Annotated in this window: 7 protein-coding genes and 8 tRNA genes; 6 read left to right on the top strand and 9 right to left on the bottom strand. The window is 43.3% G+C overall.

The genetic code is table 11. From position 1 onward, the window contains the following. Positions 1–375: 375 nt before the first annotated feature. The 6 genes from V7R39_RS03620 to gltX form a co-directional block, all read right to left on the bottom strand. Positions 376–451: transfer RNA gene (locus tag V7R39_RS03620), tRNA-Glu, on the bottom strand. Between the two features lie 155 nt (positions 452–606). Next, a tRNA-Glu gene (locus V7R39_RS03615) sits at positions 607–682 on the bottom strand. A 154-nt stretch (positions 683–836) separates the two neighbouring features. Then, positions 837–912: transfer RNA gene (locus tag V7R39_RS03610), tRNA-Glu, on the bottom strand. Positions 913–1,066: 154 nt separating this feature from the next. Next, a tRNA-Glu gene (locus V7R39_RS03605) sits at positions 1,067–1,142 on the bottom strand. A gap of 169 nt (positions 1,143–1,311) precedes the next feature. Beyond that, positions 1,312–1,387: transfer RNA gene (locus tag V7R39_RS03600), tRNA-Ala, on the bottom strand. An 85-nt stretch (positions 1,388–1,472) separates the two neighbouring features. Then, positions 1,473–2,882, bottom strand: a complete 1,410-nt coding sequence (gene gltX, locus V7R39_RS03595) for a glutamate--tRNA ligase (protein ID WP_334028275.1) — start codon at positions 2,880–2,882, stop codon at positions 1,473–1,475. A gap of 475 nt (positions 2,883–3,357) precedes the next feature. Here gltX and V7R39_RS03590 point away from each other — a divergent pair. From V7R39_RS03590 to V7R39_RS03570, 5 genes are all read left to right on the top strand, one after another. Then, a tRNA-Val gene (locus tag V7R39_RS03590) sits at positions 3,358–3,433 on the top strand. A 34-nt stretch (positions 3,434–3,467) separates the two neighbouring features. Next, positions 3,468–3,543 (top strand) — tRNA-Val (locus V7R39_RS03585). Positions 3,544–3,568: 25 nt separating this feature from the next. Then, positions 3,569–3,644 (top strand) — tRNA-Val (locus tag V7R39_RS03580). A gap of 262 nt (positions 3,645–3,906) precedes the next feature. Further along, positions 3,907–4,209 (top strand): hypothetical protein, encoded by a 303-nt coding sequence (locus V7R39_RS03575; protein WP_334028273.1) that lies wholly within the window; start codon positions 3,907–3,909, stop codon positions 4,207–4,209. Between the two features lie 464 nt (positions 4,210–4,673). Next, the gene (locus V7R39_RS03570; protein WP_334028271.1) at positions 4,674–6,302 is read left to right on the top strand and encodes a response regulator; all 1,629 of its coding nucleotides are present in this window, start codon (positions 4,674–4,676) and stop codon (positions 6,300–6,302) included. Between the two features lie 154 nt (positions 6,303–6,456). On the opposite strand, the gene V7R39_RS03565 is transcribed toward V7R39_RS03570, so the two are convergent. The 3 genes from V7R39_RS03565 to moaA form a co-directional block, all read right to left on the bottom strand. Then, positions 6,457–10,662 carry a two-component regulator propeller domain-containing protein gene (locus V7R39_RS03565; RefSeq protein WP_438823512.1) on the bottom strand — a complete coding sequence of 1,402 codons (4,206 nt, stop codon included), beginning with the start codon at positions 10,660–10,662 and terminating at the stop codon, positions 6,457–6,459. A gap of 275 nt (positions 10,663–10,937) precedes the next feature. Next, on the bottom strand, positions 10,938–11,465 hold the full coding sequence (locus tag V7R39_RS03560) for a GNAT family N-acetyltransferase (protein ID WP_334028270.1): 528 nt from the start codon (positions 11,463–11,465) through the stop codon (positions 10,938–10,940). A 159-nt stretch (positions 11,466–11,624) separates the two neighbouring features. Next, on the bottom strand, positions 11,625–12,593 hold the full coding sequence (moaA, locus tag V7R39_RS03555; RefSeq protein WP_334028266.1) for a GTP 3',8-cyclase MoaA: 969 nt from the start codon (positions 12,591–12,593) through the stop codon (positions 11,625–11,627). A gap of 331 nt (positions 12,594–12,924) precedes the next feature. Here moaA and V7R39_RS03550 point away from each other — a divergent pair, with 331 nt between their 5' ends. Beyond that, complete coding sequence (locus V7R39_RS03550; protein WP_334028265.1) at positions 12,925–14,715, top strand: ABCB family ABC transporter ATP-binding protein/permease; 1,791 nt, start codon at positions 12,925–12,927, stop codon at positions 14,713–14,715. Positions 14,716–14,724: the final 9 nt, after the last annotated feature.

The following is a 14,724-nucleotide window of genomic DNA, read 5'->3' as shown; positions in this document are numbered from 1 at the left end:
GAATACATTTTTGTGAACTTAACGTTGCCACCTTCAAAGTGCTCCCCGTTAAATAAGGCACAATGAAAGCTTTGATGAAAGCGGACAGACGCTCGTTCAAAAAAGTAAATGAAAGCGGACAGACACTCGTTTAAAAATGGACAGACACTCAAAATATTCAACCCCCTTCATCCAGAAGCAAGAGCATAATACCGTTGGTGTAAGATTAATGTAGATTAGAAGAGTCAAATAAAAAGCAGAAATGGATGGAATTGAGGGGTGACGTTATTGAAAACAGTGAACGACGATAGAGAGGTTTTACACTTAAGGAATGCACGTTCACAAAATGTAAGCGCTAAAACAAAAAAACCAGCCGATTGGCTGGTTTTTTCGATATGGCGTCCCCTAGGGGATTCGAACCCCTGTTACCGCCGTGAAAGGGCGGTGTCCTAGGCCTCTAGACGAAGGGGACTGAAAATCTTCTTTCGAAAGCTACGCTTTCGAGATTCTCAGTAAGGTGAAGTGAGCCAGCGAACTGAGCGACCTTTTCCTTACCAAACTTTCAGTCAGAAGTTTAAAAAAACTCCAGCCTATTTCACGGTATTGACCGACCGTGACGCGATTAAATGGCGTCCCCTAGGGGATTCGAACCCCTGTTACCGCCGTGAAAGGGCGGTGTCCTAGGCCTCTAGACGAAGGGGACTGAAAATCTTCTTTCGAAAGCTACGCGTTCGAGATTTTCAGTAAGGAGAAGTGAGCCCGCGAACTGAGCGACCTTTTCCTTACTAAACTTTCAGTCAGAAGTTTAAAAAACTCCAGCCTATTTCACGGTATTGACCGACCGTGACGCGATTAAATGGCGTCCCCTAGGGGATTCGAACCCCTGTTACCGCCGTGAAAGGGCGGTGTCCTAGGCCTCTAGACGAAGGGGACTGAAAATCTTCTTTCGAAAGCTACGCTTTCGAGATTTTCAGTAAGGCGAAGTGAGCCAGCGAACTGAGCGACCTTTTCCTTACTAAACTTTCAGTCAGAAGTTTAAAAAACTCCAGCCTATTTCACGGTATTGACCGACCGTGACGCGATTAAATGGCGTCCCCTAGGGGATTCGAACCCCTGTTACCGCCGTGAAAGGGCGGTGTCCTAGGCCTCTAGACGAAGGGGACAATAAATCTATTCAAACGTAAACGGTTGAATCAGTTACACCGTAAATTCACTAAATAAGCAACGATGCAATGAAATATTGTCGCAACTGATTGCACTCAACCCGAGCTATCAGTTAGCCTACTAAGTTACAAGATATTCTCTCTATCATGCTAGGCACGATGTGTAACTTGGTGGAGCCAGGCGGGATCGAACCGCCGACCTCCTGCATGCCATGCAGGCGCTCTCCCAGCTGAGCTATGGCCCCGTCGTGTCGTAGTCAATTCATTATGACTGTTCCGTGACAGCGGGGCGCATTCTAGGCATCCCCCCCTGCCATGTCAACGGTTTTTTTATGAATTTTCTCTGTTTGCTATAAAAGTAAGCGCTTTGTCGATTCTCTCACCAACTTTCTCTTTTGAGAGCAGATTTAATGTCACGTCTAGCGAGGGAGAATTACCACTGCCTGTGGAAGCTACACGTAGCGGCATGCCTACCTTTCCCATACCAACTTCAAGTTCTTCTGCCGTGGCATTTATCGCAGCTTGAATACTCGCTGGCGTCCACTCTCCAAGTGCTAATAGCTTATCTTTCACCAGCTCTAATGGTCCTCTTGCCACTGGGCGAAGATGCTTTTTCGCGGCGTTGGCGTCAAATTCATCATAATCCTGATAAAAGTACGTCGAGATCTCCGCCAGCTCTTTGAGCGTCTTCACGCGGTCGGCTTGTATCGCAATAACCGATTCAAGAGAAGGACCCGCGGTTACATCCACATTCAACTGGTCAAAATGCCATTTTGCGTGAGCGGCAACGTCACTTGCTGGCATAGACTTAATGTAATGCTGATTCAACCAAATAAGTTTCTCTGTGTTAAATGCAGAAGCAGACTGCCCTATTCCATCTAGGCTAAAGTGCTCAATCATTTCATCAAGAGTAAATACTTCTTGGTCGCCGTGTGACCAACCTAGCCTAACAAGGTAGTTCAACACCGCCTGTGGTAAAAAGCCATCATCGCGATACTGCATTACGCTAACAGCGCCATGACGCTTTGACAATTTCTTACCATCATCGCCAAGTATCATAGATACGTGAGCGTATTCAGGAATAGGTGCGCCTAGTGCGTGAAGAATATTAATCTGACGCGGAGTATTATTGATATGATCTTCGCCGCGTACAACGTGAGTAATACCCATATCCCAATCATCTACAACAACACAGAAGTTATAAGTAGGCGTTCCATCAGTACGCTGAATAACAAGATCGTCAAGTTCACCGTTACTGATTTCTATGGTGCCGCGCACATGGTCTTTTATCTCAACAGACCCATCTAGCGGATTTTTAAACCGGATAACGAATGGCTGCCCTTCAGGGTGGTCTGTTCTGTCGCGCCATGTTCCAGGATAGCGAGGTTTTTCACCTTTTTCTTTTTGTGCTTCGCGAATAGCATCAAGCTCTTCTGAACTCATGAAGCATTTGTACGCTTTACCTTCGTCTAGTAACTTTTGGATAAGCTCTTTGTATCGGTCAAAACGCTCTGTTTGATAAACCGGGCCTGTGTCCCAGGTTAAGCCAAGCCACTGCATGCCGTCTAAGATTGCTTGTTTAGCTTCTTCAGTAGAACGTTCAATATCTGTATCTTCTATGCGAAGTACAAACTCACCGCCTTTGCTTTTCGCATAAAGCCAAGAATACAGCGCTGTGCGTGCGCCCCCAACATGAAGATACCCCGTTGGGCTAGGTGCAAATCGTGTTACAACCGACATGAATACTCTCTATAGTTAATTCAGAACTTATTTGCCCTTATTCTACCAGCGTAAGTGTTACGACAAAAGCCGCTTCATTCACTCTGCAGTATTTAATACTCAGGTGTCATTCAACATCCCGCTAAAACAATCATGGAAAATATATGGGTGTACCGGACAGACACTCGAGGAGTTAAGCGGGAGTTAAGCGGACAGACACTCGTATTCGTAAAGCGAGCAAAATGGACAGACACTCACCTCAGTAGAGAATGTCACTTTATAGTTGTTTGCGTTGTCTCTCTATTTGAGACTGTTAGGAGGCTCAGGAAAAAATACGTGACAAAAAAACGGTGCGCTTTTCATCAATTTATATAAAAAGGCAGCAAAATGTTTAATTTTCGCGCATACAGTAATTTTCTTTAATTTTATTGTTGACACTATCACGAGCAACTCTATAATACCGCCCCACTTGCCCAGGCAAGTAAACAAACAAGACGGACGCTTAGCTCAGTTGGGAGAGCATCGCCCTTACAAGGCGAGGGTCACTGGTTCAAGCCCAGTAGCGTCCACCACTCTTGCTTGTTGTTAGAATTGCGAAATACAGATGGACGCTTAGCTCAGTTGGGAGAGCATCGCCCTTACAAGGCGAGGGTCACTGGTTCAAGCCCAGTAGCGTCCACCACTCTTTTTTCGAATTCAGTTTTATCGGACGCTTAGCTCAGTTGGGAGAGCATCGCCCTTACAAGGCGAGGGTCACTGGTTCAAGCCCAGTAGCGTCCACCAATTTATCTTTTATCCTCAAATCTTCATAAGACTCGATGGTTCAATAACTTCATTACGAGCCACAGCAGCGTCCACCACCTTCTCTTTTACTCCAAAATTCGATAATATTCTGCAGTTCAATAGTCTCAAATTGATCTACAGCGATACTTCTCCAACCTTTAAATAACATCACAAAGCGCTTACGCCTCACCAATGGGTTACATCTTAAAATCGGTGTGCTACATTTGATGTAGAAAGTTTGCGAATACAGGCCCCTATCATCATGGATGCAAAACAAAAACATGAACTACTCCGTAAAAGCGTATCTACTAAAGCAAGAGCTGCACTGCTTGCAGGCCTTGGAGTTTGTTTTTTAAGCGGTTGTTCAAATGCTCTGCATCAGGCAAAAGTTGAAGAATTAAACACTGACTATTGCACTGAAAAAGTACAACACAACTGTAGATATATTGCAGCAGGCTTTTTAAGGCCCGTGCAACCAAATGACGCCTTTGAAGAACAGCTAAAGCCTATACACGAAAGAGAAGAAGTCATTGAACAAGAGTTTGAAGTATTAAGGCGAAAGTGAGTGGGAAGTGGTCATCCAAATCTTCCCCACGGTATCGTCAAATGCCGTTGATTCTAACTTTGGTAATCACATAATCATTAAAATATTCAGATAACATCCTACCTGCTAACAAAAGCGCCTTTAAAACCAGCCATTAATATAACTAACTTAAATACTCAAAAGCCAAGTGAAGCATAGAAAACGCTGAAGGATGGTTAGCATTTATTGCTGCCTATCAAAAATTCTCACTCTATTTACACATACCCCTTACAAGCTGCATCTACGCAAAATAAATAATCAAATGCGTGGGATAAAATTAGCTCTCGCCAACCTTTAGATTCACAAAGGTCAATTTTCAAGCATCTATGCCGATAAAAAGCTATAGTGAAGCAATAGGGAAATCATTTTTGTTGCCCACTGTCTTTTAACGCTTATCGTAAAACGCTTCTTAATAGGTGTTTTAAAATTAATTATGCGGCAGGAATATGAAATATAACTTAGCCAAAGATACTAAATTACTTATTGCTGAAGACCAAGTGTTGGCCAAAAGCCATTTACACTATGCCCTTGAGCAACTTGGGTTTAGTAATATGGACTATGTAGACCGTCCTTCCACCGCAATTGCATCGTTACAAGAGCACGAATACGATGCAATTATTTGCTCATACAACCTACGTTCTGATCAAGGTGGGTATTATCTCCTCGAGCAATTACAATCTCAAAACGCATTATCATTAACTAACGCTTTTATCTTTACGAGTGCAGATACCTCCGCAGAAGTTGTTCACGCCATTATCGAACTACAGCCTGATGAGTTCATAGCGAAGCCTTTTTCAGTCAATGAGTTGGATAGACGACTTTCTCGGGTTCTCTCCAGGAAAGCAGCTTTAAAGAACGTGTATCGCTGTATGGACAAGGCCGACCACGAGAAAGCCCTTTATGAAGTAGAGCAGTTTCTTCTTCAGCCGGAACACGCTGAACATTTTCCGCTGGCAATGAAGATTAAGGGCGACTTATTAATTCTCAACGAGCGATTTAGTGATGCATTAGCGTTTTACGACGCAATCATAAACGTTCAAGACTTTAGCTGGGCAAAGTTAGGTATTGCCAACTGCCTTTTAGCACTTAAAGAATTTGATGACGCCGAAAGAGAAATTTTACAACTGGCAATGCGTCCCGACTCTGAACTGGCGGCTTACGATTTACTCGCGAAATTAAAAATTCAGTTCGATGCCTTTGATGACGCCCTAGAATGCACCAATCTCGCTTGCCATATTTCGCCAAGAAAAGTGTCTCGCCACCAGCAGGCCGTCAATTTAGCCCGTATAACGCACAACTATGAAAACCAATTTTCCAGTGCCAAACAGCTTGTGCGCTATGCCCGTGACTCTATACATGACACACCAGAAATTTACCTTAACGCCGCTAGGGCCGGTGTCGACTTTGCAATGACTTCTGCACCTGAAGATATGAATAGAATTGTAAAACAGTCTACAAGCTATTTGCAGCAGCTAAAACAGGCGCACCCTAAAGCCTCACTTAAAGACGAGTTATATGTTTTAGATGCACGGTTACATTATTTAAAAGATGATGTGGCCAAAGCGCAATCGCTCTTATCAGACTTTCATATAGACCAAGCACAGCATCACTCTACAGAAGCCCTTTTAGATAGAGCAAAAGCACTACATGAAGTGGGGCTTAAAGATGAATCACTAAAGATATTTGAAGCCCTCGCCCATCGTTTGAAAAAACATGAAGGAAGCGATGACTTGATGAGTCGCTACATTGCACAAGAGCAGGAAGAGAAAACGGCTATTTCGTTAAGTCCTAAAGCACTGAATAACTCTGCTGTGGCTGAGTATAAAAGAGGTAATCTTGAGCAGTCTTACTCTACATTTTCTCAAGCATTCAGAGTCATGCCTAAGAACCCTTCCATTGCTTTGAACTACTTGCAAGCCATTGTACGCGCTAGAAAGTCTCGTGAAGCGTTACCGGCTGACACACGGCAGGCCATCAAGTCTTGTCGGGAAACGTTGGAATCTGCACCGCTTTCTAAAGAGCAGTTATCGCGATACGAAACTGTTAAAAGCATCTTAACGAATAACGGAAAGTAATTAGCAGTATCGCTTACTCCCTTCACGTAGCCTTGTGTACAGAATTCAAAGCTTAAATGAATATTAGCTCCGTAAAAAGGTAGCTCGTTAACAAAGTAGCAAAGCAGAATAATGACTCGACAGTCTCAAGTCTGTGCAAGACACCATCTAGCATTTAGTTAGGTTTTTTAAGCCATTTTCTCAACGTAGAAATGACAACGGTATGCTCGATAGGTTTCGCCAGGAAGTCATCCATTCCGGCTTGTAGGCACATTTCTTTATCGCTTTTCATCGCATTTGCAGTCATTGCAATGATAGGAACCTCTCGATATTGACTGCCTCCAACGCCTCTTCTTATCTGTCGAGTCGCTTCAAACCCGTCCATTTCCGGCATTTGACAGTCCATGACGACAAGGGAATACACGCTATCTTCGCCACACTGTTGTAAAAGCTCAAGGGCCTCTTTACCATTACTGGCCACGTCTACCTGAAAACCTTCGCTTTCCATCACGCTGGTAGCAACCATCTGATTTATCGTATTATCTTCAACCAATAAAACCCGAGTGACACTCAAGAAAGACAGCAACGGCTCTTGCTTCTTTTCAAACATATCAGTGTCAAAAGTATCAGTCTCAAAAGCACCTGTTTTAAAAGTGCCCTTTTCAACACCGTCTACTTCAACAGAAAGCGCACTTTTCATAGTAACTTGAGTGCCTTCCTTACTAGGGTTATGAGAGTCATCAGTTGATGAGCTATCTTCTAACACGCTCTTAAAGTCATTAGTCGATAAAGGCTTGGGGAAGCTAGCAAAAACGCCTAACGCATGATTTTGTTCTGCGCTACTGATATCTTTTAGGGAGGTCATTTTTACAACGCGAATATCACGAAAACGCTCATCATCTCGCAGTGCAGTGCAGAACGTATCGAAAGGCATATCAGGTATCTCTTTATCAATAAATATTGTAGTAATTGGCTTTACACTATTAACCGTATTTTCGCATTGTTCAAGAGCACTTCTAGCTGAATTGGCCACTGATGTAGTGATACCCCACACCGTAAATTGTCTTTCAAGCGCTTTTCTATTGGCCCTGTTATTGTCTACAACAAGGCAGTGAAGATCAGTTCTTGTTATGAGCGGCGATATAGATATAGGTTGAGCGTCGTTTACTTTATTTACTTCACAAGTCACTACAAAACAACTTCCCTTACCTAGCTCACTGGTTACCGTAATGTCACCACCTAATAATTCACACAACTTTTTAGTGATCGTTAACCCAAGTCCAGTTCCACCATAACGACGTGTGGTAGACGCATCAACCTGGGTAAATGCATCAAAAAGACTTGCTAACTTGCGTTTCTCTATGCCAATACCCGTATCGCTTATTGCACAGCGCATGACTAACTTCCCTTCCTCTTTTGCAGGAAGTAGCTCTGCCACAATGCTTAATTCACCTTGCTCCGTAAACTTAACCGCATTACTTAATAAGTTAGTGAGAATTTGTTTTATACGGTTTGGGTCTGAATTAATTTTTGAGGTGGTCACCCGGGCCAGATCGACAACCAATTCTAGTCCCTTTTCTTGCGCAGTGTGGGCTATTGAATAAGCAAGTTCTTCAATTAAACCGCGCAAATCAAAGTCCACCGATTCGATTTCAAGCTTGTCAGCTTCAATCTTAGAAAAGTCTAAAATATCGTTAATCAGAACCAGCAAAGACTTAGCACTTGAATTCGCAATATTCACCCGGTGTGCCTGCTGCGTATTTAGACCGCTGTTTTTAAGTAGACCCAGCATGCCTATTACACCGTTAATTGGCGTTCTGATTTCATGGCTCATATTGGCAAGGAATTCAGATTTAAGCTTCGTTGCCTCTTCTGCTTCTTTTAATGCCGCTTTAAGTTGGTGTGCTTGCCCCTCCAGCGAAGCAGTTTTCTCAGAAACCTGTTGCTCTAACGCCTGCACAAAACGCTTCTGCTTAATAATTTCGCTTTGGTGCAACTTAGTACGTAAATAAATAACTAACAACACCAAGCCCAGTAATAGCAAGCAATAAAACGCATAGGCCCACCATGTTTTCCATGGCACTTTCTCTACATGTAAATTAACCGCGAGCTGTTCTTCACTCCACTGACCGTTTGGCTTTAAGGCCTTTACTCTCAGCGTATAGTCGCCCCCATTTAAATTAGTGAATGACACATTATTATAGCTGCCAATATCTATCCATTGCTCATCGTAGCCTTCAAGCTCATAAGCAAAATGAGGTTTTGTTTGTGATGAGTAATCAAGTAGTGCAAATTCAAAAGAGAAAAAATAATCTTCGTATGACAGATAAACGTCAGTGAGATAGGAAAGCGGGGTATTCGTATCTGCCTTCTCACCCATAATATTAAACCCGGTTAAGACAATGGCCGCATCGAGTAACTGCTGCTGTTCTTCTTCATCAGAAAAATACTCGATACCCCGTTGACTGCTAGTAAACAAGGTACCTTGAGCAGAATTAACTAAACTGTTGGCGTAGTAATTTTTCCCTGTAGGGGTTGTGCTGCGAGTATAGTTACTGGCGCTTTGCTCATAAGGGTCGTATAAAAAGATGCCCTTATTAGTGGTAAGCCAAAGTTTGCCATCTTCCCCGTTTGCGATGGCGCGAATGAGTGTTGCGGGCAGCCCCTCTTGCTCACTAAACTGCCTAAAGCTTTGCGTGTCGGGCAGGTAACGATTTAATCCCTTTTGGGTTGCAACCCATATATCGCCATTGGCGCTTTGATGAATATCTTCCACAATACTGCCAAGCAGAGTTTCGTCTTCCTTGGCGGTGCTGAATGCGTCGAAATGCTTGCCGCCTTTCTGCCATCGACTAACACCTTTGCCAGTTCCCACCCACATGTTGCCATTGCGCTCTTTAAAGATAGTGTGAATTTCAGGGTGAGGAAGACCGTCTTGTTGGGTTAAGTGCTTAAATGTTTTGTCTCGAACGCTATAAATATAAACACCGTTTTTATAAGTGCCTACCCATAGGTTTCCCTCATCGTCTACCTCAAGGGCTCTAAACTCGCGAAAATGACGAAATTCGCTGTCGTCTTTTGGGTATTCAATTCGCTGTATCTCGCCAGTGATTCTGTTGAACTTTGCCAAGTAGTCATCTTGAGCTACCCAAAGCGTATTAGCACCTTCAAAGCCTTCAATAGGGGCTGCGTTAGGTGCTTCAATAGGGGCTGTAACAGGCACAATAATGGGCCGCTCAAGCACGCCGCTTTGTGCATAATCATCAAAGCCAGCGAACACTGACTCTGACACCGGCTCGAGCTGCTGTTCGTTCACCTGCCACTTAAAAATTTCGGTATTTGCATTTACTATGAGCACATCGCCATTTTCATCAAGCTCAATACCGTTTGGCGCAACTAACGACTCGCTGTTGATCAGTTTCACGTTTCGACGGAGCGACAGCTTAAAAATGCCGTGCACTTCGCTAGTTATCCATTTTGTGTGAGTTTTATCTTCAAAAATTATTCTCAGGCCGTTGTCATAGCCAAAATCCATTTTTTCTACCATATTTTTACTACCCGTATGGCGATACAATCCATTGGTTGAAACAAACCACACACCGCCTTGATGATCTTCAATCATCGAGTTTACCTGCCCCAACGACCTCCCATCTTTTGTAAGCTGCGCAGTAAAGCGACCTGTTTGGGGTGAAAACAGAAAAGGGCCTTCCTGAGTAGCAACATAAAATTGTCCAGAGCTTGTCAGTAGCAAACTTCGAATTTCGTTGGCGCCTGTGGCAGTTTTATTGTTTTGATCAGGGAAATAGTGTGTGGCAGTGAGCGTGGTTTTATTAAGTAAATTCAAGCCATAGCTTGTTGCTACCCAAAGGGATTCTTCATCGTTATCGATGATGTCCCAAATACGATTGTGCGATAAGCCGGTGCTCTTTCCCTCCTTCTTCATAATCCGCTGAAACGCATTATTACCAAGATATTTATTGAGCCCTCTGTTATACGTTCCAAGCCAGATAGTGCCGCTGCTGTCATGAAACAGAGACTGAATGCGATTTGAAGAAAGCGACGTTACATTGTTAGGGTCATTGCTAAATCGTTGAAAAGTTCCTGTTGCCGGGTCGTATTTATTTGCTCCTCCTCCCCAGGTACCTACCCAGATATTGCCATCCTTATCGAGCATAAGATTACCGGCATCATTGTGTGATAGGCCTTGTGTTACCCTTTTGTTTGACTCAAACAGTCTGACTTTATTGCCGTCATAGCGCATAACGCCATTTTCGGCTGTACCAAACCACAAAAAGCCCTGCTGGTCTTGAATGATGGAGTAAATTTCGGAGGATACGAAACCGTCACTGGCTGTAAGTTGGTCGACGGTGTATTCATTGATTAGCTTATCCGAGCCTGATGAGTGCCCCTTGGACACACAAAGAAAAAACGAGAATATTACTGTGAAAGCCTGCAAGAGAAAAGCTTGATGGGTCGTCATTTTTCGCAAATGTACGCTCTCTGTATTTGGCACGCGAGCTGAATTTCTATTTCTAGAACAATAATCTATTTTGCTCCCGCTTTCTATGCGACCAAAGGTGCATTTCCTATTTGTATATACAGTACGAATGTATATGAGCCGTTGTAACGAGCAGCAATAGGGCGTATTGATCTTTACTAGGTGGTATATACCACTACCAGTTCTTGAAAGACGCTGTCTTTGTACTCAAGTTCGTGGCTATAAGACATACCTAGCTTTTTCATAATATTGATTGACGCAGTATTGTCTGGATTAGCGATGGCAGAAAACTTATCGATACCGAGGTCATATAAATTTTCCTTTATGGCATTTGCCGCTTCTGTGGCGTACCCCTTACCCCAGCTTCTTCGTTTAAAACGCCAGCCTAATTCTATATTGTCGCTTTCAGGCGCGTTAGTGAAGAAACCGAAAGGCCTTACTAAAATCCAGCCGATGCTTTCCTTGTTGTCTTGCCTTTCTACGCGCCACAATCCCCAGCCGAAAGCAGGGTTAGAATACGCTTGAAATCGAGGAACAAAGATATTTTGAATGTCATCTTTAGAAGATTTTTTACCACCGTTGATAAACTTCATAACCAATTCATCTTGGTCTAATTCCCACAGAAAATCAGCATCTGCTTCGGTTATGTAGTGATAGGAAAGACGTGCACTATCCCTGATTTGCATATACATCCTTTTCTCTTATTATTTTTTTGAATATATCTTATTTTTCTCATTATCCAAATAGATTTTTATGCACCATGAGGATGGTTTTCTTTTTAACCGCGCTAGGTTGATCCATCTCAATTATCACGCACCATTCGAACAAAAACTCACTGAATAAATCTATCCACCCAACATAGCTAAGTGTTTAGTGGCACCGGTTTTCCCATCATGCAAATAATGAGTTGCATGTTTTGTTCCTAAAGCATGTTTCAGAAATGTCACTACTTCCTGCACATCTCCTTTAGCCAGTAGGTCGCGCATATCAATACCATTTTCACTGAATAAACAAAGGTGAAGCTTACCAGGAGCAGATACACGCAGTCTGTTGCACGTTTTACAAAAATCCTTGCTGTAAGGCATGATAAGCCCTATTTTGCCCGCGTAGTCTGGGTGATAAAACTCTTGTGCTGGGCCTGCATCTCTTCTCGGAACAATTGGCTGCCAGCCCATATTTTCAAGGGTTGTTTTCAAGGGTGAGCCACTTTGGTGCTGTTTGATGAAAAACTGGGAAAGATCCCCTGTTTCCATTAGCTCAATAAAGCGAAGGGTAACTGGCATATTTTTTAGCCATGATAAGAAACGCTGTAGCCGACTGTCTGAAAAATCATTCAATAATACTGAATTTACTTTTACCTCTAATTCTGAGTCGACTGCGGCATCTAACCCTCTAAGTACCGACTTCAGTTTGTCTTGCCCAGTAATAGCAGCAAACTGCCTGGGGTCGAGGCTGTCTATGCTTACGTTAACCTGATCAAGGCCCGCTTGTTTCCACTGAGATGCGTATTTTTCCATTCGCGCGCCATGGGTTGTCATCGCGACTCTTTCTATGCCTGGCGTATTGGCGGTGAGTTGGAGAATATCAATAAAGTCGCGCCTTAAGGTGGGCTCTCCGCCAGTGAGACGTACCTTTGAAGTGCCCAAGCTAGCGAAAGCTTGCAATAAAGTGTCAATTTCAGATAGTGACATAAACTGATCGCTCGAAGGGCCATCATAGCCATCGGGCAAGCAATACTGACAACGGAAGTTACATGCTTCGGTTACCGATAAACGTAAATAATGAAACTGTCTTCCGAAACTATCTTCTAGCAAACTAACTCCTACTGCTTTTATTGCATCTTTACCAACAACCTATTCTGGTAAGATACAACGATGAAAAAAATTACACCTACGTGTTTTGCTATATCTTATTCGCCAATTGGCTTCTTATATACTCTACACTGTCGTTACTTTACACTACCAACAGCGTATATAAATAGTGAAGCGCTTTTCTTTACATTAAATGAGACCGACATAATCTTAGAATCATTTCATCTCGTACTGTTAAGCTACGTATTATTAAGTCACTAAAGCGCCTTTGTAACATGTGTTTTGATGTTATTGGCTTACATAGAAGCAAATTTGGACGTTACTGCAGTATAAAATGAGAAAAAATCGCTTACCTATTAATGATGATGAGCCCGTAAAATGGCAAGTGTTGTCACAGCTCGTTCCCTATCTTTTTGAATTTAAACAACGCGTCGGACTGGCTATTCTATGCTTAGTGGCTGCAAAGCTTGCCAGCATCGGCCTTCCTTACGTATTGAAGTACACTGTAGACAGTCTCAATGGCAATCTTGCCACCCTTGCCATGGCCGTTCCCATCAGCTTAATTGTGGCCTACGGGGTACTTAGGCTGCTCAATGTACTGCTGGGGGAAGTGCGCGATACCTTATTTGGTAGAGTCACTGAACGCGCGATGAGACGCGTGGGCCTCAAGGTATTTAAACACCTTCATAATTTAGATTTGGGTTTTCATTTAAATCGCAGAACAGGTGGCCTGTCTAGAGATATAGAGAGGGGTACTAACGGCATTAGTTTCTTAATGCGTTTTATGGTGTTTAACATAGTACCAACGCTGTTAGAAATAAGCCTTGTCGTAGGCCTTCTTCTGATTCAATTCGGTATCTCTTTTGCCCTGATTATCGTTATTAGTGTTGTGATTTACGTGGGCTTTTCCATGAAAGCTACCGATTGGCGAACCCAGTTTGTGAAACAAATGAACGAAGCCGACTCCACCACAAACTCGCGGGCGGTAGATAGCCTTCTGAACTTTGAAACCGTGAAATATTTTAATAATGAGCGTTTCGAGGCCAATCGCTACGATGAAGATTTAGCGGCATGGGAAGTAGCCCGTCGACGAAATAGACTATCCCTTTTTACCCTTAATGCTGGGCAAGCGAGTATTATCGCCATTGCCATGACCGCGATGATGGCCAATGCGGCGCTAGGCGTGTTAAACGAGGAAATGACCATTGGTGATTTTGTCCTGATTAACGCGTTCACCATGCAAATTTTTATGCCCCTTAACTTCCTTGGCTTTGTGTATAGAGAGATTCGGGGCAGCCTAGCAAACATTGACAAGCTGTTTAATTTACTGGCGCAAGTACCTAAAATTAAAGATGCTGAGAATGCAGAGACATTAAAGACAACCAACCCTACAGTCAGCTTCAAAGACGTGCATTTTTCTTACGGCGAAAAACGCAAAATACTCAGCGGCATCACCTTTACTGTTCCTGCCGGTAAAAAGATTGCAGTGGTTGGTGCAAGTGGTGCCGGTAAGTCGACTATTATGAAATTACTGTTTCGCTTTTATGAGCCGAATGAAGGTCAGATATTCATAGACGGCAAAGACATAAAGCAGCTTTCACAAGATAGTCTTCGCGCTCATATTGGCATAGTGCCCCAAGACACTGTGCTTTTTAATACGTCGCTAAAAGAGAATATTCGTTACGGCAACCCCAAAGCCACTGATGACGAAATTAGCCAGGTTATTAGACTTGCCCACCTTGAAGCCTTTATCGAGAAGTTGCCAGAGGGACTCGAGACAACCGTTGGCGAGAGAGGCTTAAAACTCTCTGGTGGCGAAAAACAGCGTGTGGCCATTGCTAGAGCCTTGCTTAAAGGTGCGTCTATTATGATTTTCGATGAAGCGACAAGCTCTTTAGACAGTGCTTCTGAAAAGGCTATTCTATCAGCCTTGCGCGATGCCGCTAAAGGCCATACCAGCCTTGTTATTGCCCATCGATTATCCACTATTGTTGATGCCGATGAGATATTAGTGGTTAACGAGGGAGCCATTGTGGAGCAAGGCACACACGATAACTTGCTCGCAAAAGACGGCGAATATGCCTCATTGTGGCAAACTCAACAGCGTAACAAACTCGAGTCTTAACAACTGGAT

The organism is Alteromonas sp. P256 (assembly GCF_036864455.1).
Taxonomy (GTDB): domain Bacteria; phylum Pseudomonadota; class Gammaproteobacteria; order Enterobacterales; family Alteromonadaceae; genus Alteromonas.
The sequence above is the reverse complement of the archived record's forward strand: the minus strand, read 5'-3'. Positions and strand labels throughout refer to the sequence as shown.

Excerpts from the sequence above, each read along its gene's own strand:
- V7R39_RS03560 (WP_334028270.1), bottom strand. The coding sequence starts at position 11,465 with ATGCAAATCAGGGATAGTGCACGTCTTTCCTATCACTACATAACCGAA.
- gltX (WP_334028275.1), bottom strand. The coding sequence starts at position 2,882 with ATGTCGGTTGTAACACGATTTGCACCTAGCCCAACGGGGTATCTTCAT.
- V7R39_RS03550 (WP_334028265.1), top strand. The coding sequence starts at position 12,925 with ATGAGAAAAAATCGCTTACCTATTAATGATGATGAGCCCGTAAAATGG.
- V7R39_RS03570 (WP_334028271.1), top strand. The coding sequence starts at position 4,674 with ATGAAATATAACTTAGCCAAAGATACTAAATTACTTATTGCTGAAGAC.
- V7R39_RS03575 (WP_334028273.1), top strand. The coding sequence starts at position 3,907 with ATGGATGCAAAACAAAAACATGAACTACTCCGTAAAAGCGTATCTACT.